General features: G+C 70.8%; 17 protein-coding genes and 2 pseudogenes. 8 read left to right on the forward strand and 11 right to left on the reverse strand.

What is annotated here, in order from left to right; translation table 11 throughout:
* From LE548_RS46695 to LE548_RS35135, 5 genes and pseudogenes are all read right to left on the reverse strand, one after another.
* Positions 1-427, reverse strand: a pseudogene (locus LE548_RS46695) (hypothetical protein); the annotation flags it as partial.
* A gap of 5 nt (positions 428-432) precedes the next feature.
* Positions 433-1,065, reverse strand: a pseudogene (locus tag LE548_RS35120) (6-phospho-beta-glucosidase); the annotation flags it as partial.
* The gene (locus LE548_RS35125) at positions 1,062-1,847 is read right to left on the reverse strand and encodes a DeoR/GlpR family DNA-binding transcription regulator (protein ID WP_225101083.1); all 786 of its coding nucleotides are present in this window, start codon (positions 1,845-1,847) and stop codon (positions 1,062-1,064) included. The gene LE548_RS35125 and the pseudogene LE548_RS35120, both read right to left, overlap by 4 nt.
* Before the next feature lie 231 nt (positions 1,848-2,078).
* Complete coding sequence (locus LE548_RS35130) at positions 2,079-2,999, reverse strand: RNA polymerase sigma-70 factor (protein WP_225101084.1); 921 nt, start codon at positions 2,997-2,999, stop codon at positions 2,079-2,081.
* The gene (locus LE548_RS35135; RefSeq protein WP_225101085.1) at positions 2,996-4,201 is read right to left on the reverse strand and encodes an NAD(P)/FAD-dependent oxidoreductase; all 1,206 of its coding nucleotides are present in this window, start codon (positions 4,199-4,201) and stop codon (positions 2,996-2,998) included. Before LE548_RS35135 ends, LE548_RS35130 begins: the two co-directional genes overlap by 4 nt.
* Positions 4,202-4,434: 233 nt before the next feature.
* On the opposite strand from LE548_RS35135, the gene LE548_RS35140 reads away from it, so the two are divergent.
* The gene (locus LE548_RS35140; RefSeq protein WP_225101086.1) at positions 4,435-5,892 is read left to right on the forward strand and encodes an aldehyde dehydrogenase; all 1,458 of its coding nucleotides are present in this window, start codon (positions 4,435-4,437) and stop codon (positions 5,890-5,892) included.
* Between the two features lie 25 nt (positions 5,893-5,917).
* On the forward strand, positions 5,918-7,033 hold the full coding sequence (locus tag LE548_RS35145) for an NAD(P)-dependent alcohol dehydrogenase (RefSeq protein ID WP_225101087.1): 1,116 nt from the start codon (positions 5,918-5,920) through the stop codon (positions 7,031-7,033).
* A gap of 124 nt (positions 7,034-7,157) precedes the next feature.
* Here the strand turns inward: LE548_RS35145 and LE548_RS35150 are convergent, their stop codons facing one another.
* Genes LE548_RS35150 through LE548_RS35170 form a run of 5 tightly spaced genes read right to left on the reverse strand, consistent with a single transcriptional unit; the run spans position 7,158 to position 13,956 of the window.
* Positions 7,158-8,897, reverse strand: coding sequence for an RICIN domain-containing protein (locus LE548_RS35150; RefSeq protein ID WP_225101088.1), 1,740 nt, complete (start codon positions 8,895-8,897; stop codon positions 7,158-7,160).
* Positions 8,898-8,937: 40 nt separating this feature from the next.
* Positions 8,938-9,699 (reverse strand): carbohydrate ABC transporter permease, encoded by a 762-nt coding sequence (locus LE548_RS35155; RefSeq protein ID WP_225101178.1) that lies wholly within the window; start codon positions 9,697-9,699, stop codon positions 8,938-8,940.
* Between the two features lie 44 nt (positions 9,700-9,743).
* Complete coding sequence (locus LE548_RS35160; protein ID WP_225101089.1) at positions 9,744-10,715, reverse strand: carbohydrate ABC transporter permease; 972 nt, start codon at positions 10,713-10,715, stop codon at positions 9,744-9,746.
* Between the two features lie 9 nt (positions 10,716-10,724).
* A complete protein-coding gene (locus LE548_RS35165; RefSeq protein ID WP_225101090.1) occupies positions 10,725-11,969 on the reverse strand; it encodes an extracellular solute-binding protein in 1,245 nt (414 codons plus the stop codon).
* A gap of 34 nt (positions 11,970-12,003) precedes the next feature.
* Positions 12,004-13,956, reverse strand: a complete 1,953-nt coding sequence (locus LE548_RS35170) for a glycoside hydrolase family 127 protein (RefSeq protein WP_225101091.1) — start codon at positions 13,954-13,956, stop codon at positions 12,004-12,006.
* Positions 13,957-14,155: 199 nt separating this feature from the next.
* Here LE548_RS35170 and LE548_RS35175 point away from each other — a divergent pair, with 199 nt between their 5' ends.
* Positions 14,156-15,196, forward strand: coding sequence for a LacI family DNA-binding transcriptional regulator (locus LE548_RS35175; protein ID WP_225101092.1), 1,041 nt, complete (start codon positions 14,156-14,158; stop codon positions 15,194-15,196).
* Between the two features lie 18 nt (positions 15,197-15,214).
* Here LE548_RS35175 and LE548_RS35180 read toward each other — a convergent pair whose 3' ends face one another.
* Positions 15,215-15,634, reverse strand: a complete 420-nt coding sequence (locus LE548_RS35180) for a hypothetical protein (protein WP_225101093.1) — start codon at positions 15,632-15,634, stop codon at positions 15,215-15,217.
* A 74-nt stretch (positions 15,635-15,708) separates the two neighbouring features.
* Here LE548_RS35180 and LE548_RS35185 point away from each other — a divergent pair, with 74 nt between their 5' ends.
* From LE548_RS35185 to LE548_RS35205, 5 genes are all read left to right on the forward strand, one after another.
* The gene (locus tag LE548_RS35185) at positions 15,709-15,954 is read left to right on the forward strand and encodes a hypothetical protein (RefSeq protein WP_225101094.1); all 246 of its coding nucleotides are present in this window, start codon (positions 15,709-15,711) and stop codon (positions 15,952-15,954) included.
* Complete coding sequence (locus tag LE548_RS35190; protein WP_225101095.1) at positions 15,951-16,166, forward strand: hypothetical protein; 216 nt, start codon at positions 15,951-15,953, stop codon at positions 16,164-16,166. Before LE548_RS35185 ends, LE548_RS35190 begins: the two co-directional genes overlap by 4 nt.
* Before the next feature lie 63 nt (positions 16,167-16,229).
* A complete protein-coding gene (locus tag LE548_RS35195; protein ID WP_225101096.1) occupies positions 16,230-16,787 on the forward strand; it encodes a nitroreductase family protein in 558 nt (185 codons plus the stop codon).
* A gap of 131 nt (positions 16,788-16,918) precedes the next feature.
* The gene (locus LE548_RS35200; RefSeq protein WP_225101097.1) at positions 16,919-17,986 is read left to right on the forward strand and encodes a hypothetical protein; all 1,068 of its coding nucleotides are present in this window, start codon (positions 16,919-16,921) and stop codon (positions 17,984-17,986) included.
* A complete protein-coding gene (locus tag LE548_RS35205) occupies positions 17,979-20,642 on the forward strand; it encodes a lectin (RefSeq protein ID WP_225101098.1) in 2,664 nt (887 codons plus the stop codon). The genes LE548_RS35200 and LE548_RS35205 overlap by 8 nt, the downstream gene beginning before the upstream one ends.
* The last annotated feature ends 8 nt before the right edge of the window (positions 20,643-20,650 follow it).

Genomic DNA, 20,650 nt, shown 5'->3' on the forward strand with positions numbered 1-20,650 from the left:
TGGCCTCGGCGATCAGCTCGCCGCCCGCCGCGGCGTCCGGAACGATGACAACTTCCACGCTGGGCCTGCCGTTCTGAAAAGGGTGGGTCGGGACATCTGCGGGCGGGGTCGGGCGGGGGTGCCGGGCGCCGTCGCCCCGCACCCCGTACGGCTGGCTCCGCCCGCCCCCGAACACGGCCGCGACCTCCGTCCGGGATGCGCTGGATGTACCCGTCCGGCAGCCGGCGGCCGACCGTGACCGAATCGACGAGGGATGGAAGGCGAACCCCTTGAGCGCATCGGCGCGGTCGCCGGTGACGGCCGCGCTGATCGTGAGCCGCTCGACCGCCGTGACCTGCTGCATCAGCCCGGCCTGACGCAGCTCGGGCCGGGTGATGGTGAGCGGGTGCACATCATGGGCATCGACGGTGACCGGGACTTCCACCACGGCGTCCTCGGGGCCTCGCCGTTGTGGAGGACCCGGCGCGTCCAGCCGAGGTGGTTGAGGCCGACGCAGTCGAACTGGGCCCGGGACGGATCGAGGCCGAGCGTCGTGGCGATCCGGCGGCCGAGGCCGGAGGGGGTGTCGCAGATGCCGAGGACACGGTCGCCCAGGACGCTCTGCATCGCTTCCGTGATCATCCCGGCGAGGCCGGTGAAGGTGATGACGTACGCGCCGGGCGCGAGTCTGCGCACGCGGTGCGCGATGTCGAGCATCACGGGGATCGTGCGCAGGCCGCAGGCGAGACCGACCGGCCCGGCCGTCTCCTGGCCGAGGACGTTCCGGTCGAGGGCGACCCGCTCGTCGCAGGTGCGGCCTGCGAGCCCGCCCACCCGGACGGCGCCGAACACGAAGCCGCTGCCCTCCAGGGCGTCGTCGAGGGCCGTGGTGGCGGTCGCCGCCGTGGGGGCGCCGGGGCGGCCGTCCGCGAACCGGGCGAGCACCTCGGCCATCGCCGTGAGGCGGGCGGGATCGGTGTCGTACAGCCGGACGTCGTCGATGCGCGGGGCGCCCTGGTCGCTGAGCAGGGCCTGGTAAACGTACGGGACGCGGGATCCGCCGCGGCCGAGGACGGTCGACTTCATGTGACCATCACCTTTCCCCCCGCTGCTCGGCAGAGCTGGAGTGTGCCGGGATCGGCACCGCTGGTGGTGATCAGGATGTCGATGTCCGACAGCGAGCACACGCGCAGCGAGCCGCTGCCCGGGAACTTGCTCTCGGCCGCGACCAGGACGACCCGTCCCGCCGTTTCGATCATGGCCTGCTTCAGGGGTGCCTCGACCGCCATGTTGTCCACCACGTGACCGCTCGGGCGGACCCCGGTGCAGCTGAGGAAGAGCAGGTCGGCGCTGACCTGACGCAGTGCCTGTTCGGTCAGGGAGCCGACCAGGGACTGGTAGTTGCGGCGCAGTACGCCGCCCAGCATCACCAGCCGTACGGCGTCGTCGTGACGGAGTTCGTCGAGCACGGCCAGGCTGCTGGTGATGACCGTGACGGGGCGCCCGCGCAGCCGCCGGGCGATCGCCCGGGGTGTGGTTCCGATGTCCAGGACGACCACGCTGTTGTCCTCGACGAGCTTCACGGCCTCCTCCGCCATGGCCTCCTTCAACGCCTGGTCGCGCGTCGCGACGACGTCGAAGGGGGCCTCTTCCTCCGGCTCGTGCGCCGTGGCGTCCACGGTGGCGCGCGGGGCCAGCGCGGCACCGCCGTAGGTGCGCACGAGTTCGCCGTTGCGGTCCAGCTCGATCAGGTCCCGGCGGATGGTGGACTCGCTGACCTGGAGCCGCTCGGCGAGTTCTCGCACCGAGGCGACCCCCGTCGTGCGGAGGGATTCCACGATCTGCGCGTGGCGCGTGCGTGAAGTCACGCAGAGAACATAGCACCGGATGACTGACTTCAGTCATCCGGTGCTGGGAACCTGGTCGCTACTGACCGACTCTCGTCATCGCTCTGAGGTGGTGCTCATAGTTGAGCACTTCACCTGACGCCACCAGTCGGAAGCAACGTCCCGGCCCCAGCCCACGGCCCGGGGAGATGATCGAGCCACGCCGCCCGTCCGGACGGGCGGAACGTCCGTGAACCACCCGTGAGCCGGGCGTCACCGCGTCCCGATGTCGTACGTCGTGCCACCGGTGACCGCCTGGAGCTTGTCCGGGTTGGCCACGTTGTGGATGGCGGTGATACGGCCGTCGGCGCCGAAGTCGAAGGTGACGGTGGCGATCACGTGGTCCGGGCCGCGGAAGACCATGCCCGGACCGCCGTTGATCTCCAGGAGGTCGGCCTTCATGTCGGCGGGCTTTACGCCCTGGTAGGTCACGGTGGTGATGGCCGCGAACCAGCCCGCCACCGTGGCCGCGCCCACCACGGGACGCAGGGCCTGGCGGACCTTGCCGCCGCCGTCGGTCCACAGGGTGACGTCGGGGGACAGCAGTTCCATCAGGGCGTTGACGTCCCCGCCGGTCGAGGCGGCGAGGAACCGCTCGGTGGCCGCGCGCTGCTGCGTCCGGTCCGCGGCGAAGCGCGGCCGCCGGGCCCGCACATGCTCCCGTGCGCGATGCGCCGCCTGCCGCACCGCGGCCTCGGAACGCTCCACCGCCTCGGCGATCTCGGCGTGGCTGAAGTCGAAGACCTCCTTCAGCACGAACACCGCGCGCTCCAGCGGACTGAGCGTCTCCAGCACCACCAGCATGGCCGTCGACACCGACTCGGCGTCCGTGACGGCCTCGGACGCGTCCCCGCCGGTCAGGATGGGCTCCGGCAGCCACGGCCCCACATAGGTCTCCCGTTTGTGCCGGGTGGACCGCAGCCGCTCCAGCGCCAGGTTCGAGACGATGCGCGTCAGATACGCCTTGGGGTCGGCCACCTGCGAGCGGTCGGCGGCCGACCACTTGATCCAGGCGTCCTGGACCGCGTCCTCGGCGTCGGCGGCGCTGCCGAGGACCCGGTAGGCCACGGAGAACAGCAGCCGCCGGTGCTCATGGAAGACCTGCTGGCCGGGCCGGGCGGACAGGTCGGTCACTTGGCCCTCCGGACCCGGGTGAAGCGGCCCCCGCGGGGCCAGAACGCGCCCGAGGCAGGCATCTTCTTCATACGGCCGTACGTCGGCCAAGGGGAAGCGGTCACCGTCTCCTTGTACCTGACCGCCATGGCGCCGGTCAGGCAGATCCGGCGGGGGCTGTCGTCGGGGTGTGTGAACTGCACCACGGCGTCGCCGCGTCCCAGGCTCACCGGCGTGTGGTAATAGCCGAAGCGGAACGGCTTGGGCCGCCTGCCCCTGAGCGCCCGGTCGATCGACAGCGCGGCGTGCACCCCGGTCGGCATGCCGCCCTGGCAGGTGCCGTGCATGACGCCGTAGCCCTGGCTGATCGCGGCCGCGTCGCCGACGGCGTACACCTCGGGGTGGGACACCGACCGCAGGCTCGCGTCGGTGACGATGCGCCCGCGCTCGTCGACGGTCAGCCCCGCGGCGGCCGCCAGCGGCGACACGCGCGTGCCGCTCGTCCACAGCACGGCGTCGGCGGCGATGCTCTGCCCGTCCGCCAGTTCGACCGTGTCGGGCAGCACCTTCACCACCTCGGCCCCGGAGCGCACCTGGACGCCCAGCCGGTCGAGCGCGGACCGCAGATACGCCCTGGCCCTGGCGTTCATCGTCGCGCCGGGCTCGGTGCGGCCCAGCAGCACGACGTTCAGCTCCGGGCGCCGCTCGGCGATCTCCGCGGCCGACTCGATGCCGGTCAGCCCGCTGCCGACGATCACCACCGTGCCGCTGTCGAGCCGGGCCAGCCGGCCGGCGAGCAGTTCGGCGTCCGGTGCGCCGCTCAGGGTGAAGGCGTGCTCCTCGGCGCCAGGCACCGCCGGCGTGTCGGCGACCCCGCCCAGTCCGTACACCAGCGTGTCGTAGTGCAGCTCGCGGTCGTCGTCGATCCGCACGGTCCGCGTGTCCGCGTCCACCGCCGTCACCCAGCCGCGCACGAACCGCGCGCCCGTCCCCTCCAGCAACTCCGGAATGCTCAGCTCGGCCAGTCGCTGTCCGGTGGCCGTCATGTGCAGCCGCATCCGCTCGGTGAACCGCGCCTGCGCATTCACCACGGTCACCGCCACGCCCGGCCGCCCCTGCACGCGGGCCGCGAGCTGGACGGCGGCGGCCAGGCCGGCGTATCCCGCCCCCAGGATCACCACGCGGTGCGCGGCCGCCATGCCGGTCTCCTGCTGTGCGTTCATCGTTGCGTCCTCCTCGGCTCGCTTGCTGACGCCCACCAGATGGGAGCAGAGGGGCCGGCTGTGACATGGGATGGATGTGACGCGCGACACAGTCCGGACCGGGGCCCGCCGTACGGCGGTGTCTGTGTACCGACCACGCGTCCATTGACAGGAAACCTGGCTGTAATCAGACTGCGGATCAACAGGAATCCTGTTTGTTGAGACTTTAGCGATCAACGCTGGGGAGTGGGCCAATGACGACCACCTTCGACACCGACCCCGGACAGCTGTTCATCGGCGGCCACTGGCGCGAGGCCGCCGACGGCGCCCGTATGGAGGTCATCGACCCGTCCACCGGCCAGGTGATCACGACCGTCGCGGAGGCGGCCGCCGGTGACGTCGACGCCGCCGTACGCGCGGCCAGGGACGCCTTCGACTCCGGACCCTGGCCCCGGATGAGCGGCCGGGAACGCGGGCGCGTCCTGTACCGCGTCGCGGAACTGATCCGTGAGCACGCAGGGGAACTCGCGGCCCTGGAGAGCCTGGACGTCGGCAAGCCGATCTCCCTGTGCAGCGCGGTCGACGTCACGAACGCGGCCAACGACTACGAGTACTACGCCTTCCTCGCCCAGAGCCAGGACGGCGCCACCCGTGACACCCCGCTCCATGCCTTCGCCTACACCCGCCGCGAGCCGCTCGGTGTCGTCGCGGCCATCACGCCCTTCAACTTCCCGCTGATCCTCGCCGGTTCGAAGCTCGCCCCGGCCCTCGCGGCCGGTAACACCGTCGTGCACAAGCCCGCCGAGGAGACCCCGCTCAGCGCCCTGCGGATGGCCGCCCTGCTGACGGAGGCCGGCGTTCCCGACGGTGTCGTCAACGTCGTCACCGGCACGGGCCCGGTCGCCGGCGAGGCCCTGCTGCGCCACCCCGGGATCGACAAGGTCGCCTTCACCGGCTCCACCGCCGTCGGCCGGCATGTGGCGAGCGTGGCCGGTGAGGGACTCAAGACCGTCATGATGGAACTGGGCGGCAACGCCGCACACATCGTCTTCGAGGACGCCGACCTGGAGAAGGCCGTCGGCGCGATCATCAAGGCGTTCGTCTTCAACACCGGCCAGTTCTGCATGGCCGGCCCCCGGCTGCTGGTCGCCCGCCCGCTGCACGACACCCTCGTCGGCATCCTCGCCGGGGCGGTCGCGCAGGTGCCGGTCGGTGACCCGCGCGATCCGGGTACCGTCGTCGGGCCGATGGCGGGGGCGAAGCACCTGAAGAAGGTCGAGGAGTACGTCGAACTGGCCCGCACGGAGGGGGCCCGGGTGGTCGTCGGCGGCGAGCGGCTCGACCTGAACGGCGGCTACTTCTACCGGCCCACGGTGATCACCGGCCTGGCCGACGACTCCCGGGTCGTCCAGGAGGAGATCTTCGGCCCCGTCCTCACGGTCCAGCCCTTCGACTCCGAGGACGAGGCGGTCGCCCTCGCCAACTCCACGCCGTACGGCCTCGCCTCGGGCATCCAGACCACCGACCTCGCCCGCGCCCACCGCGTCGCCGGGCGGCTGCAGGCCGGCATCGTCTGGATCAACGACTGGGCCATGCTCGACCCCGCGGTCCCTTTCGGCGGTGTCAAGGACTCCGGCTTCGGCCGGGAGTACGGCCCCGAGGCTCTCGCCGCCTACACCAAGGTCAAGTCCGTCGTCGTCTCGCTCGACTGAGCGCCCGCGCAAAGGAGTTCACCGTATGACACGCAGGACCACCCCCACGCGCGCCGCCGTGGTCGAATCCGGCGGAGCGCCCTTCACCCTCTGCGACGTCGAGCTCGACGGCCCGGGGCCGGGCGAGGCTCTCGTCCGCATGGCCGCCACCGGCCTGTGCCACACCGATCTCGGCGTGGCGAGCGGCGGCCTGCCGTTCCCGCTGCCCGGCGTCCTCGGACACGAGGGAGCTGGTGTCGTCGAAGCCGTCGGCCCGGACGTGACGGACGTCGCGCCCGGCGACCACGTCGTGCTGTCCTTCACCTCCTGCGGCGGCTGCCGCAACTGCCGCGAAGGACACCCGGCGTACTGCGCCACCTGGCTGCCGCTGAACCTCATCGGCGGCCGGCGCGCCGACGGCACCAGCACCATCAGCCGCGACGGCACCCCGCTCGGCGGGCACTTCTTCGGCCAGTCCGCCTTCGCCGCACACGCGGTGGTGGACCGGCGCAGCCTGGTGAAGGTCGACCCCGAGGTGCCGCTCACGTCCATGGCCCCGCTCGGCTGCGGTGTGCAGACCGGGGTCGGTGCCGTATGGAACGTCCTCAAGCCCCGGGCGGGCAGCACGCTCGTCGTCCTCGGTGCCGGAGCCGTGGGCCTGTCCGCGGTCATGGCCGCCGCGCTCACCCCGGCCGCCCGGATCATCGCCGTCGACCGCTTCGCCGAACGTCTCGCCCTTGCCGAGGAGTTGGGCGCCACCCACACCGTCGACGCGACCCAGGCCGACCTGGGCGACGCACTCGCCCTGCTGACCGGCGGACAGGGAGCCGACGCGGTCGTCGAGACCACGGGCAACGTCGCCGTGCTGCGCCAGGGTGCCGACGCGCTGGCCGCCCGCGGCACCCTGGTGGTCGTCGGCGCCCCGCCCTTCGGCACCGAAGTCGCCCTGGACGTCAACGGCCTGCTGCCGGGCAAGCGGATCGTGGGTCTCACCCTGGGGGACAGCGAGACCCAGACCCTCATCCCCGCCCTGGTCCAGCTGGTCAAGGAGGGACGGCTGCCGCTGCACCGCCTGATCAGCACCTATCCGTTCGCCGACATCGACCGGGCGGCGCGCGACATGAGCGCGGGCAAGACGATCAAGCCCGTGCTCACCTTCTGAACACACCTTCCGGCGTGACGCCGGGCCACGCGCACATGCCGCACGCCCTGTGTCCCTGGCCGCCGACATCGGCCAGGGACACAGGTGTCTCATGCAGTGCCGAGTGCCCTCGGTGGGGCGGACCTCAGCGTGCGGTCAGCTTCCACAGGTGGTCGGCGGTGCCGTTGTCGGACCACTGCAGGACCTGGGCGCCGGAGGAGGTGCTCATCTGGTCCACGCCCAGCAGGAGGCCGCTGTTGTAGTCGGCGATCTTGTCGTAGCCGTCGCGGGCCGGGATGACCTGCCAGAGGTGGTCGGCGGTGCCGTTGTCACCCCAGATCAGGGCCGGACCCCCGTCGCTCGTGCTCATGTTCTGGATGCCGAGCAGCAGACCGCTCTTCTGGTTGACGATCTTGTACAGGCCCGAACCCGCCGCCACCAGGCTCCAGTTCTGGTCCGTGCCGGTGGTGGACGTGGCCTGGACGACCGAGGTTCCCTGCGCGGTGCCGCCGTTCAGGGCGTCCAGGGCGAGACCGCTGTTCTTGTTGGTGATCTGGTAGCGCCCGGCCAGGGAGGTGGAGGTACCGGTGGGGGTGATCACCAGGTGGTAGCCGTCCGAGGCGTTCATGGTCACCGGTACGGTGATGGAGCCGCCGGACACGGTGTAGTCGGCGTCGGAGATGGTGATCGGCCCCGGGGAGGCGGTCGTACGGCCGGTGCTGGGCGTGTACTCCAGCTTCACATGGACGGTACCGCCGAAGGCCGACAACGAGGACAGGCCGTTGACGGTGACCGCGCAGGAGCCGGTGCAGCCGCCCGCGACGACGCTGATCTGGTTGCGCGAGCCGTTGAGGGAGGCGATGCCGTCGATCCCGGTCTGCGCCGGGGGCGTGGTGACGAGCATGTTCCCCGACATGTCGCCGTACCACTTGTACAGCCAGTACGCGCCGTTGGGTGAGCCGCCGGTGTCGGTGAGGGTGTCGCCGAGGGTGCCGTAGTGGTTCCAGAAGGCGAGCTCGGCGTCGTGCACACCGGCCCGCTCGAACTTGGCGATGTAGCCGACGAGCGGGCCGGGCACGCCGACCTCGCCGGTGGTGCCGTACTCCTCGATGGCGATCGGGCGCGGGCTGATGCCGAGGCTCGACTCCAGCGAACGGTACGCGGCCACGTGCGCGGCGATGCCGGAGCTGCCCTGCAGCTCGTGCCAGCTGATGATGTCGGGGACGGTGCCGTTCGCCTTGGCGTCGGTGAGGAACTGCGACATCCAGGACTGGTTCCAGGACGAGTAACTCGGGCCCTGGATCGGGGTGCCGGCGTCCTTCGACCGCACCTCCTTGTACGTGCGCGTCCAGCCGGCGTCGAAGGAGCCCGCGTGGGTGGTGTCCCACGTCCAGTCGGGCTCGTTCCACAGCTCGTACGCGGCGATGTTGCCGGCGCCCGAGGACCGCACGGAGGCGACCTGCTTGTCGACGGCGGACAGCCAGTCGCTCCAGCTCACCCATTTGTACGGGAAGTTGGGGTACCAGTCCGGCATCCGTACGACGACCTTGGCGCCGGCGCGGGCCGCCTTCGGCGCGACGACCAGCGCGTCACCGGCCGGTTTGGGCTCGCCGTTGGGCAGTTGGGAGCCGCCCGGCGCCATCTGCACGAAGGTGTTCGGCTTGAGCGGGGTGACCAGGCTGTCGGCGGGTGTGGTGTCGTCGGCGAGGCCGTAGAGGCTGCCGGTGGCGACATGGGTGACCGGGCGGAGTGTCTGGCCGGCGTCGACCACCAGGGTGGTGGTGGAGGTGGGCGCCGCCTGGGCCGGGGCACCGGCGGCGAGCGCGGTGCCGACGGCCAGGGCGCAGACACCCAGGAGAGAAGTGAGGGGTCTTGTGCGGCTCATGGAGAGGGTTCTCCTCGACGGAGGGGATGGGGGAGGTGGCTCAGTCCTTGACCGCGCCGGCGGTGACACCCGCGGCCACATAGCGCTGTGCGAGGACCAGCAGGACTGCCGCGGGGATGGAGGCGACGACGGCGGTGGCCATGATCGCGTTCCACTCCTGGTTGTTGTTGCCGATGTACTTGTAGATGCCGAGGGTGATCGGCCTCAGATCGCCGCCGCCGTCCAGGGTGTTGGCGAAGACGAAGTCGGACCAGGCCCACAGGAAGCTGAAGAGCGAGACGGTGACGAGCGCGTTGCGGCTCACCGGCAGGACGATCGACCAGAACGTGCGGAAGGTGCCCGCGCCGTCGATGCGCGAGGCGGCGATCAGCTCGGCCGGGATGCCTGACATGAACGCCGTGAAGATCATGACACCGAAGGGCACGGCGATGGTGGAGTCGGCGATGATCAGCCCCCACCAGGAGTTCAGCAGACCGAGGTCGAGGAAGATGCCGTAGAAGCCCATCGCCATGACGATGCCGGGGACCATCTGGGCGATCAGCAGGGCCAGGCCGAGCGCTCCGCCGCCCCGCGGACGCAGCTTGGCCATGGAGTAGCCGGCTGGTGCGGCCAGTACCAGAGTCAGCGCCACCGTACCGAGGCCGATGAGCAGGCTGGTGCCGAGGTAGGGCAACTGGTCGTCCAGGACCGAGCGGTAGCCCTCGAAGGTCGGGTGCAGCGGGAACAGGTCGGGCGGACTCTTGCGCATGTCCTGCTGCGGGGTGAGGGACACGTTGAGCATCCAGTACACCGGGAACAGCATCAGCGCCGTCAGCACGAGGCCGATCAGGGTGTAGCGCCGTGACGTCACGCCTCCTGCCTCCTCTGGACGCGGATGTACAGCAGGCCGAAGACGAGGGCGATGAGGATGAGGAGGTTGCCGACCGCGGCGCCCGGTCCGAACTTGGGCAGCAGCGTGCCGAAGCCCAGCTGGTACGACCAGGTGGCCAGGGTGGAGGAGGAGTCGCCGGGACCGCCCTTGGTCATGATCCAGATCAGGTCGAACACCTTGAGCGTGTAGACGAGACCGAGCAGCAGGGTGATCGCCGACACCGGCCGCAGCAGCGGGAAGGTGATCCGGCGGAACACCTGCCAGGCGCTCGCCCCGTCCAGGGCGGCGGCCTCGTACAGCTCGGCGGGGATGTTCTGCAGCCCGCTGTACAGGATGACCAGGTTGAACGGGATGCCGATCCAGATGTTGGCGATGATCACCGAGGGCAGCGCCCAGTCCGGCGAGGTGAGCCAGCCCACCGGATCGACCCCGAAGAAGTGCAGGAAGTAGTTCACCACGCCGGACTCGCTGTTGAACATCCATGACCAGGTGGATGCCGACACGATCAGCGGCAGCAGCCACGGGATGAGGAACAGGGCCCGCAGCACCGCCGAGAGCCGGAAGTGCCGGTTGAAGAAGACCGCGAGGGCGAGACCGATGACGTACTGGAAGGCGATGGACACGAAGGTGAAGACCATCGTGTGGCGCAGCGCCGGACCGAAGGCCGGGTCGTCGAGGACCTTCTGAAAGTTGTCCCAGCCCGAGAAGGGCGCGTCACCGGCTACGAAGGAGCGGACGGTGTAGTCGCGCAGGCTCAGATCGAGGTTGCGGTAGAGGGGATAGAGGTAGAAGGCGGCGAGGTAGGCGATCAGCGGGGCGACGAAGGCGAGCGCGGTGAGCCGGCTCCGGCGCCGCAGCCTGCGCTGCGCCGCCGGCCGGCCGGACCCGCTCACCTCCGCCACCGCCGGTGTCCGCCGGCGCGGCCGGTCGACACGGGCGAGGGTCATGGTCCGGCCTCAGTTCTTCCCTGCGCTCGCCTGGGCGGTGTCCAGGGCCGCCTGCGGGCTCTTGCCCCCGGAGAGCGCCGACTGGACCGCGGTCCACATCGGCTGGGAGATGGTCGGGTACTTGGTGCCCAGCCCGCCGCTGGTGCGGCCGCGCGCCGCGGCCACCGCGTCCACCCACGGCTTCAGCTTCGGGTTCTGCTTCACCTGCGTGGCCTGCACCGCGGCCGTCGGCGCCACGTACATCAGCGTGGTGTCCGTCGGCAGCAGACTGGCGTCACTGGTCAGACACTCGACGATCTTCTTGCTGACGTCGTAGCGTGCGGTGTCCTTCTGTACGGGGACGGTGACGAACTCGCCGCCGGTCGGCACGGGCGCCGAACCGCCGTTCTGCGCCGGGACGTTGATGATCCCGTAGTCGAAGCCCGCCTTGTCCGCGTTGCCGAGCTGCCAGGTGCCGTTCTCCCCGAACGCGTAGGTGCCGGTGGCGAACTCCTGCCAGCTGGTCGTCTGCGTGTTCTGCAGGACGTCCTTGGGCGCGTACCCCGCGTCCACCCACTGCTTCCACAGCGACAGCGCGGCCACACCCTGCGAGGAGTTCAGCTTGGTGAGGTCGCCGCCCGCGCCCCAGAACCAGGGCAGGAACTGGAAGCTGCCCTCCTCGGTGTTGATCGCGGAGAAGGTGATGCCCTTCTTCCCGGCCGCCTTGACCTTCTTCAGCGCGGCGGTGAGGGAGGCCCAGTCCTTGATCGAGGCCGGGTCGACGCTCGCGGCGGACAGGACCTTCTTGTTGTAGTAGAGGGCGAGCGTGTTGGCGCCGATGGGCACGCCGTACGCGGAGCCGTCGATGGTGCCGGCGCCGATGATGTTCTTCTGGATCGACTTCGTGTCCAGGCCGAGATCGCTGGTCTTGGTGAGGATCCCCGCCTCCACCAGCGTCGAGACGACCGGGTTGTCGACCAGCATCACGTCCGGCGCGTTGCCCTGCTGGGCGGCCAGCAGGGCCTTGTTGCCGAGGTCGGTGGTGTCGTACGCGGTGCGCTTGACCTTCACCCCGGCCTTCGTCCCGCAGTCGGAGACGAGCTTGCCCCACGGCGAGGAGGCGTCGAACTGCGGATACGGGTCCCAGAAGGTGTACGTCCCCGAGGAGGCGTGGCCGGCGCCCGAGGAGCCGGAGCCGCCACCGCAGGCGGTCAGGGAGGCGAGCGCGCCGACGGCGGTGAGCGCGGCGAGGAGGGTGCGGCGGGTGGGTATCACGGGGCTGACCTCGATGTTCGTCAGGAGGGAGGAGTCAGGAGGTGGGCAGCCAGACGCGCATGCTGCCGTCTTCGCGGTTGGCCCAGGCGTAGTAGGGGATGGCGGTCAACTCGACGGGCTCGCTGTCGGGCGAACCCGGTGTGGGGTCTGCGGGGGACGTGCCCTGCGGGTGGTACAGGGTGTACGGCCACCAGCCCGTGTCCGGGATCCGCTGCCTGCGGCCCGCGGCCACGACCGTGGTGACACCGCCGAGCAGGTCCGGGCGGTGCTTCACGCCGAGGGGTCCCGTGGTGTCCACGACGATGTCGTCCAGGCCGCCACCGGCGTGGTCGGCCTGCTCCAGGCAGTACACGAGCGGGCCGCGTTCGATGGCCACGCAGCCGCGTACGGCGTCCACCCGGGGGTCCGCCGCGGTGAGGCGGGGCTCCAGCCCGAGCTCCAGCACCACCCGGTCACCGGCGGCCCAGGTCCGCTCCAGCCGCAGCCAGCCATCGGTCACCGGGCCGTCGTACGACTCCTCGCCGCACCGCACGCGTACGTCTCGGCACCACTGCGGGATGCGCAGGGACAGCGTCCAGGGGCCCTCGTCCGGGGTCTCCTCGACGGTGAGGGCGATCGTGCCGTTCCAGGGGTACTCGGTCGCGCAGCCGACGGTGATGCCGTCCCCGCGGTAGCGGCCGGTGACGTACTGGTGGATCTGGAGGCCGCCGTCGTCGGTGCTGGCCAGGTAGTGCTCCAGCGAGGCCAGCAGCCGCATCACGTTGGGCGGGCAGCAGGCGCAGCGGAACCAGCGGGTGCGGCGGGCGGACTGGTCGCCGCCGGGGTCGGTGTGGCCGTCGCGGACCTGGAGCGGGTTGACGTACAGCCAGCGCTCGCCGTCCAGCGACACTCCGGCCAGGAAGCCGTTGTACAGGGTGCGTTCGATCAGGTCGCTGTAGCGGGCCTCGCCGGTGAGCAGGGCCATGCGCCAGCTCCACTGGACGGAGGCGATGGCGGCGCAGGTCTCGCAGTAGGCGCGTTCGTTGGGCAGTTCGTACGGGTCGCCGAAGTCCTCCTTGTCGTGGTGGGCGCCGAGCCCGCCGGTGACATGGGTCTTGGTGGTGGTCATGGCCTGCCACAACCGCTCGGCGACGGTGCGCAGTTCATCGTCTCCGGCCTCGGTGGCGAGGTCGGCGGCAGCGGCCAGCAGGTACAACTGGCGTACGGCGTGGCCCTCCACGTTCGTCGCCTCCTTGAGCGGTACGCGGTCCTGGCAGTAGGCGTCGCCGCCGAGCAGGCCGTGGCCGTGGCGGTCCACGAAGTAGGCGGCCAGGTCGAGATAGCGCCGTTCGCCGGTCTCCCGGTACAGCTCGGCGAGCGCGGTCTCGATCTCGGGGTGGCCGTCGATGCCGTCGAGGGGTTTGCCGCTGCCGGCCGGTCCGAAGACGGAGTCGATGTGGTCGGCGAATCGCACGGCCACGTCCAGGAGTTCGGTGCGGCCGGTGGCGCGGTGGTGCGCGACGGCGGCCTGGATGAGGTGCCCCGCGCAGTACAGCTCGTGCCCCCAGCGCAGGTCCTGGTACCGCTCGCCGCCCTTGACCAGTTGGAACCAGGTGTTGAGGTATCCGTCGGGCTGCTGGGCGGCGGCGACGAGCCGGGTGATGCGGTCGACGTGCGCTGCCAGCTCCTCGTCGGCCCCCTGGGCGAGCTGCCAGGCCGCGGCCTCCAGCCACTTGTAGACGTCCGTGTCGACGAAGGGGTACGCCCCCTGGAACTCGCCCTCGGCGGTGCCGGCCGCGAGCCGCAGGTTGTGCAGATTGCCCGCGGACTCCAGCAGGCCGGGGCCCTGCGGGATGGAGGTACGGGCGTTGACCTCGCGCCGGGCGTGCCAGAAGCCCGCGTCGATGCCGGCGGCGGCGGGACGCAGCGCGGCACGGGCGCCCGGACCGAGTCGGACCGGACCCACGGCAGCGGCGGGTGCGGGCGGGACGGAGCGTGTGCGGGGCATGGCTCTCCGAGAGGAAGCGGGGTGTGAGCAACGGGAAAGCAAGTGGGCAATCGTTTTCCTGAGCGAGAAGTAGAGGGCAGCGGCACTCTTCGGTCAAGAGGTGCGGCAAGAGATTTTCCGTGTCGTGCAGGGGTTGGCGTAGACCTCCCCTGCCTGTCACGATGGGCGGCGTCGCCGTCGTCAAGGAAAAGGTTTGCTCGTGACCGCTCCCGCTGGTGTTCCAGGCTCTCCGTCCACCGGCCGGGCCCGGCTCGCCGACGTCGCCGCGCTCGCCGGCGTCAGCGTGGGCACGGCCTCCAAGGCGCTCAGCGGCGCCGGCCGGATGCGCCCGGAGACCCGCCAGCGCGTGCTGGACGCGGTGGAGGCCCTCGGCTTCCGCCCCAACCAGCACGCCCAGAGCCTGCACACCGGCCGCAGCTGGACCGTCGGTCTGATGACCACCGACGGCATCGGCCGCTTCAGCACCCCGGTCCTCCTCGGTGCCGAGGACGCCCTCGGCGCCGGCAAGATCTCGGTCCTGCTGTGCGACACGCGCGGCGACGCCATCCGCGAACAGCACCACCTGCGCAACCTCATGGACCGCCGGGTCGACGGCATCATCGTCACCGGCCGCCGCACCGACCCGCGCCCGCCGCTGACCGGCATCTCCGGCCTGGAGTCGATACCGGTGGTCTACGCGCTCTCGCCCTCCACCGACCCCGGTGACATGTCCGTCGTCACGGACGACAAGGGCGGCGCCGAGCTGGCCGTGGAGCACCTGCTGTCCACCGGACGCACCCGCATCGCCCACGTCACCGGTCCCGAGCACCACGCGGCCGCCCGCGACCGGGCCCGCCACGCCGTGGCGCACCTGGGGGAGGCCGGCCTGGAGCTGTCCACCGGACGTGTCCACTTCGGCGAGTGGAGCGAGGCATGGGGCCGCCGCGCCGCCGACGCGGTGCTGCGCACGACCCCTGGCACGGACGCCTTCTTCTGCGGCAACGACCAGATCGCCCGTGGTGTGACCGACGCGCTGCGGGAGCGGGGCGTCGGCGTCCCCGAGGACATCGCGGTCGTCGGCTACGACAACTGGGACACCATGGCTCTGGCCAGCCGTCCCCCGCTCACCACGATCGACATGAACATCGCGGAGATCGGGCGGATCGCGGCCCTGCGTCTGCTCGAAGCGATCGACGCGGGGGAGGCGTCGCCGGGGGTGCGGACAGTGCCGTGCCGGCTCGTGGTCCGCGAGTCCACCTGATGAGGTCTCCGTACGCCGTCAGGAGGGAAGCGGCTGGTCCCGGGTCTCGGGAGCCAGCCGGACCAGGCCCATCCCGATGACGAAGACGACGGCGGTGAGGGTGAGCGGGACGGTGAGCGAGCCGGTGGCGTGGATGCCGTAGCCGATGAGGAAGGTGCCGGCCGCGGCCACCCAGCGGGAGAAGGTCGTGGTGAGCGCGAAGGCGGTGGTGCGCATCCGGGTCGGGTACTGCTCGGGCAGCCAGATCGTGAAGACCGCGAAGCTCGCCCCGCCGAGGCCCAGTACCGGAAGGAAGACGAAGGTCAGCGCGATCGAGTGCAGGGGATGGGCGACACCGTAGGCGCCGACCGTGCCCGCGATCATCAGCGCGAAGAGGACGGCCAGGGCGCCGCGCCGACTTGCGAACAGGCGGCCTTCGCCTGGTTCGGCTACGCCCATGACGGCCCCGACGGCGGTGCACCGTGCACCGACCAGGACCCCGCCTACCGCAACCCTGGGCCGATCACCGCACCGTGCACGCCGGTCCCAACCCCTACGGCCTCACCAGCGAACTGGCCGTGGCCTGCACGCTCACCGCCGACCGGCTCACCGAGGCCGTACCGCTCGGCAAGCTGCCCGCCACGGCGGACCGCCACGCGGGCGGCTGGGCCGTCGCCCTGCACCCCGACCGAAGCCTGGAGTGGATCGTGGGCGGTGCGCCGAGGGGACCCACACCAGCGTCACCGTCCCGGGCGCCTACACCCCCGGAGTCCCGGTGACCGTCGTCTGCACCCTGTCCGTGGACACCACCGGCATCCGCAGGGCGGACGTGTACCTGAACGGCGTCCGGGCCGGCCACGACCCGCACGTCCCGGCGAGCACGCCCGTCACCGACACGACCACTGACCTCCTGCTGGGCGCCCCGTCCGTGACCCTCACCGACGTCCGCATCTGCAAGCGAGCCCCGACCACCGCCGAGGCCCTGCTGTGAGCGTGCCGAACCGCTCCTGCCGCGGCTGGAATACACCCGTACGGCGGCCGGTTGGACCACGGCATGCGAGATGATCAGGAACCGCCCGGCCTCCATCCCCTGCTGGCGGGACGGTTCAGCCCCTCCCGGTTCGACCCGTCGGCCGTCGTCGACGACCGCTCGCTGGGCCTGCTGCTGGAAGCCGCGCGGTGGGCACCGTCCGCCGGGAACTCCCAGCCATGGGGCTTCTTCACGAGCCGGCCCGGTGAGCCGGAGCACGAGCGGGTCCTGCCCCACCTCGCGCCCAGCTCGGCCCGGTGGGCGACCGACGCGGGCCTGCTCGTCGTCACGCTGACGCGCCGTCACGTCGGCGACACGGAGCTGCTGTACTCCGAGTTCGCGGACTACGACCTCGGCCAGGCCATCGCCCACATGACCGTCCAGGCCCAGGCGATGGGACTGGCCGTCCATCAGTTCCGCGCCTTCGATCTGGAAGGCCTCACCAAAGAGCTGCGTCCGAACCCGGGTTGGGCGATCGTCTCCATGATCGCGGTGGGCGAGGCGGCCGGAGAGCCGCAGGCGGGCCGTGACCGGCGCAGCGTCTCCGATCTGCTGTCCGCTCCCTGGTCGCCGTCGGAGTAGTGCCGTCGCGTCACACCCGTAACGGTTCCGGGATGTTGGGAAAGCGGTTACCGGGGCGTAGCGAATGGACGCCCGTCCCCTCTAGGCTCTGCGCGACCACCGGGCACTGCGCGAGAGGGATTGGCATGCACATGATTCGCCTTCGTCGAAGAGTGCGGGCCGCGTTGCCGGCCGTCTCGGCTCTGCTGCTCGCCCTGACAACGATGCCGTCCGCCCACGCCGACGGCCTCGGCGGAGCGACGCTGGCCGAGATGTCCGGCACCGGCATCCACAACACCTACAACGACAAGCCGGCGTACACCTACCTCGCCAACGCCCTGGACACCGGCACCTCCCTCGTGGAACTGGACACCTGGGCCAACGTGTTCACCGGCAAGTGGAACGTGAGCCACAGCAACCCGCTGGGCAGCGACAACAACTGCGTCCAGGCGAGCACGGCCGCCGACCTCTACACCGGCGACCGCAACCAGAACCTGGACAGCTGCCTCGACGACATCCGGATCTGGCTGCAGGCCCACCCCGCCAGTCACCCGGTCATGGTCAAGATCGAGATGAAGAACGGGTTCGACAACACCCTCGGCATGAACCCGGCCTCCTTCGACGCCTACGTCAAGGCCCATCTCGGCAGCGTCCTCTACACCCCCGCCGACCTGCTCACCAAGAGCGACGGCACCCGCTACCCGGACCTCGACACCGCCGCCCGCGCGAACAACTGGGCCGGATACACCGCCCTGAGCGGCAAGGCGATCGTGGAGATCATCCCCGGCACCTTCGAGCAGGCCGTCGACCCCGCCTCCAGCTGGGTGGACGTCGTTTACGCCCAGCATCTCAAGGACCTGTACGCCGCCGGGACCATCGACCAGGCCGCCGTCTTCCCGAGCGTGCTCGGCGCGCAGGCGGTGGACCCGCGCAGCCGCTACAGCGACGCCGGCCTGCGTCCGTGGTTCGTGGTGTTCGACGCGGACGCGGCCGCCTGGGTCGGCGACGGCGACACCCAGTGGTACGACACCAACCACTATCTGACGGTCGTCACCGACGCCTACGACGTGCCGCCCGCCCTCAGCTCCTCCGCCCCGTCCCTGCCCGACGCGCAGGCCCGTGTCGCCCAACTCGCCGCCGACGGCGCCTCCTACGTCTCCACCGACTGGATCACCGCCCCGGCGAACGGCGTACTTGGCGAGGTGCTCGACCGTGGCTGACACCCGGCGCTCCCGCACCCTGCTGCGGGCACTGGCGGCCGGGGTGACGGCACTCGCCTTCGCCTTGCCCGGCCAACTCGCCCCGTCGGCACGGGCCGCGGCGGCCGTGACCGACCCCGTGCCGCTGGTGAACCCGTACATCGGCACCGGCGCGAACAACGACTTCAGCGCCGGGAACACGTTCCCCGGCGCCGACGTCCCGCACGGCATGCTCCAGTGGTCCCCGGACACCACCTCGCGTCCCAAGGGCGGCGGATACAACTACGCGGACTCGGCCGTCTCCGGCTTCAGCCTCACCCATGTCTCCGGCGTCGGCTGTGACGCGGCCGGGGTCCTGCCCATCCTGCCCGTGGTCGGCTCGATCGGCTCCGACCCCGGCTCCACAACCGAGTCGTTCTCCCACGCGAACGAGACGGTGTCACCCGGCTCCTACTCCGTCGCTCTCGGCAACAGCACCGGCGTCGCGCTCACCACGACCACGCACGCGGGGATCGGCCAGTTCACCTTCCCTTCCACCACGCAGGCCGGCCTGCTGCTGAAACTGAACGGCACCCAGACCCCGTACGCCTCCTCGACGCTGAACGTGACCGGCGGCGACACGGTGACCGGCTCGGTGACCAGCACCGGCTTCTGCGAGGCCACCAACCCCTTCACCGTCTACTTCGCGATCACCTTCGACCACCCCTTCACCGCCGGCGGCTACAGCGGCGGTGAGTACCTCACCTTCGACACCACGAGCAGCCGTACGGTCGAGGCCCGGGTCGGCATCTCGTACACGTCGACGGCCGAGGCGGCTGCCAACCGTGACGCGGAGGTGACCGGCAAGAGCTTCGCCGACGTGAAGTCCGCCGCGACGACGGCATGGCGCGACGAGCTGTCGAAGATCACGGTCAGCGGCGGCACCAGCGACCAGCAGCGCGTCTTCTACACCGCCCTCTACCACGCCTCGCTCTTCCCCAGCGTGGTCAGCGACGCCGACGGCTCCTACCGCGGCTACGACGGCGCCGTGCACACCGTGACCGCCGGCCACGGCGCCCAGTACACCGACTTCTCCAACTGGGACACCTACCGTTCCCAGGCGCAGCTCACGGCGCTCCTCGACCCGTCGGCCGCCTCCGACATGGCGCAGTCGATCGTCAACGACTACGAGCAGGGCGGCACGCTCACCAAGTGGGGCATGGCCACCGGCGAGACACACATCATGGTCGGCGACCCGGCCGTGCCCGTGCTGGCCGACTACTACGCCTTCGGCGCACGGAACTTCGACACCGCCACGGCCCTCGCCGCCATGATCAAGGAGCAGGCGACCGACACCGACGTCACCCCCGGTGTGACGTACCTGGACTCCTTCGGCTACCTGCCCACCAACTCGCTGTACGGCTGCTGCCACGAGTACGCCACCACCTCCACCCAACTGGAGTACGACACCGACGACTTCGCCCTGTCGGTCTTCGCCGGCGAACTCGGCGACAGCGCGAACCAGAAGAAGTTCCGGGACCGGGCGCAGGACTGGCAGAACATCTTCAACACCTCCTCCGGCTACATCCAGCCACTGCACTCCAACGGCCGCTGGATGGACGGCTTCAACGCCAAGCTGATCACCGGCACCTCGTCCAACGACTTCGCCGAGGGCGACGCCTTCACCTACACCCCGCTGATCCCGTTCAACCTCGCCAAGCTGGCGTCCCTGGAGGGCGGCACCTCGTCCCTGGCGTCGTACCTGGACAGCGTCCTCAGCGGCTACCAGGGCCTGGGCAGTGTCATCGGCACCCAGTCCAACATGGGCAACGAGCCCAGCATCGGACTGCCGTGGGAGTACGACTGGGCCGGCGAGCCGTACAAGACGCAGTCCACCGTGCGTGCCGTCCAGGACCAGCTGTGGAGCAACACCGCCGGCGGCGAGCCCGGTAACGACGACCTCGGCGAGATGAGCGCCTGGTACGTCTGGTCTGCGCTCGGCCTCTACCCGGAGATCCCGGGCACCGCCGACCTGGCCCTCGGCAGCCCCCTGTTCACGTCGGCCGTCGTCACCTCGGGCGGGCACACACTGACCGTCAACGCCCCGGCGGCGTCCGACGGTTCACCGTACGTCCAGGCCCTGACCCTCAACGGCGCCGCCTGGAACAGGGCCTACGTGCCTGCCTCGTATCTCGGCTCGTCCGCCGAACTGGACTTCACCCTCTCCTCGACGGCCGACACCCAGTGGGCGGCGGACGCCTCGGCGGCACCGCCGTCCTACGACGGCACGCCGGGCACGGGGGTGGCCCAGCCCAGCGGCCCGCTCACCGAGACCGCCACCGGCAAGTGCGCCGACGACGCCGGCGCCGCCACCTCGAACGGTACGGCCATCCAGACCCACGCCTGCAACGGCACCAACGCACAGACCTGGAAGGTCGTCCCCGACGGCACCCTGCAGGTGCTGAACGACTGCATGGATGTCACCGGCGGCGCGACCTCCTCCGGCACGAAGATCCAACTCCACACCTGCAACGGCACCCAGGCCCAGCAGTGGCGGCCCGACAGCACCGGCGAACTGGTCAACCCGGTCTCCGGCCTCTGCCTCACCGACACCAGTAACGGCGCGACCGACAAGACCCAGCTGACCCTCGGCTCCTGCACGGGCAGCGTCGGCCAGCGCTGGACCCTGCCGTCGTAGCGGGCCGG

The organism is Streptomyces sp. CoH27 (assembly GCF_020181035.1).
Lineage (GTDB): Bacteria > Actinomycetota > Actinomycetes > Streptomycetales > Streptomycetaceae > Streptomyces > Streptomyces camelliae.

Bases quoted from the DNA above. Each gene is read 5' to 3' on its own strand.
- LE548_RS35135 (WP_225101085.1), bottom strand. From the start codon at position 4,201: ATGAACGCACAGCAGGAGACCGGCATGGCGGCCGCGCACCGCGTGGTG.
- LE548_RS35140 (WP_225101086.1), top strand. From the start codon at position 4,435: ATGACGACCACCTTCGACACCGACCCCGGACAGCTGTTCATCGGCGGC.
- LE548_RS35145 (WP_225101087.1), top strand. From the start codon at position 5,918: ATGACACGCAGGACCACCCCCACGCGCGCCGCCGTGGTCGAATCCGGC.
- LE548_RS35150 (WP_225101088.1), bottom strand. From the start codon at position 8,897: ATGAGCCGCACAAGACCCCTCACTTCTCTCCTGGGTGTCTGCGCCCTG.
- LE548_RS35155 (WP_225101178.1), bottom strand. From the start codon at position 9,699: ATGCTGTTCCCGGTGTACTGGATGCTCAACGTGTCCCTCACCCCGCAG.
- LE548_RS35160 (WP_225101089.1), bottom strand. From the start codon at position 10,715: ATGACCCTCGCCCGTGTCGACCGGCCGCGCCGGCGGACACCGGCGGTG.
- LE548_RS35170 (WP_225101091.1), bottom strand. From the start codon at position 13,956: ATGCCCCGCACACGCTCCGTCCCGCCCGCACCCGCCGCTGCCGTGGGT.
- LE548_RS35180 (WP_225101093.1), bottom strand. From the start codon at position 15,634: ATGGGCGTAGCCGAACCAGGCGAAGGCCGCCTGTTCGCAAGTCGGCGC.
- LE548_RS35195 (WP_225101096.1), top strand. From the start codon at position 16,230: ATGCGAGATGATCAGGAACCGCCCGGCCTCCATCCCCTGCTGGCGGGA.
- LE548_RS35200 (WP_225101097.1), top strand. From the start codon at position 16,919: ATGATTCGCCTTCGTCGAAGAGTGCGGGCCGCGTTGCCGGCCGTCTCG.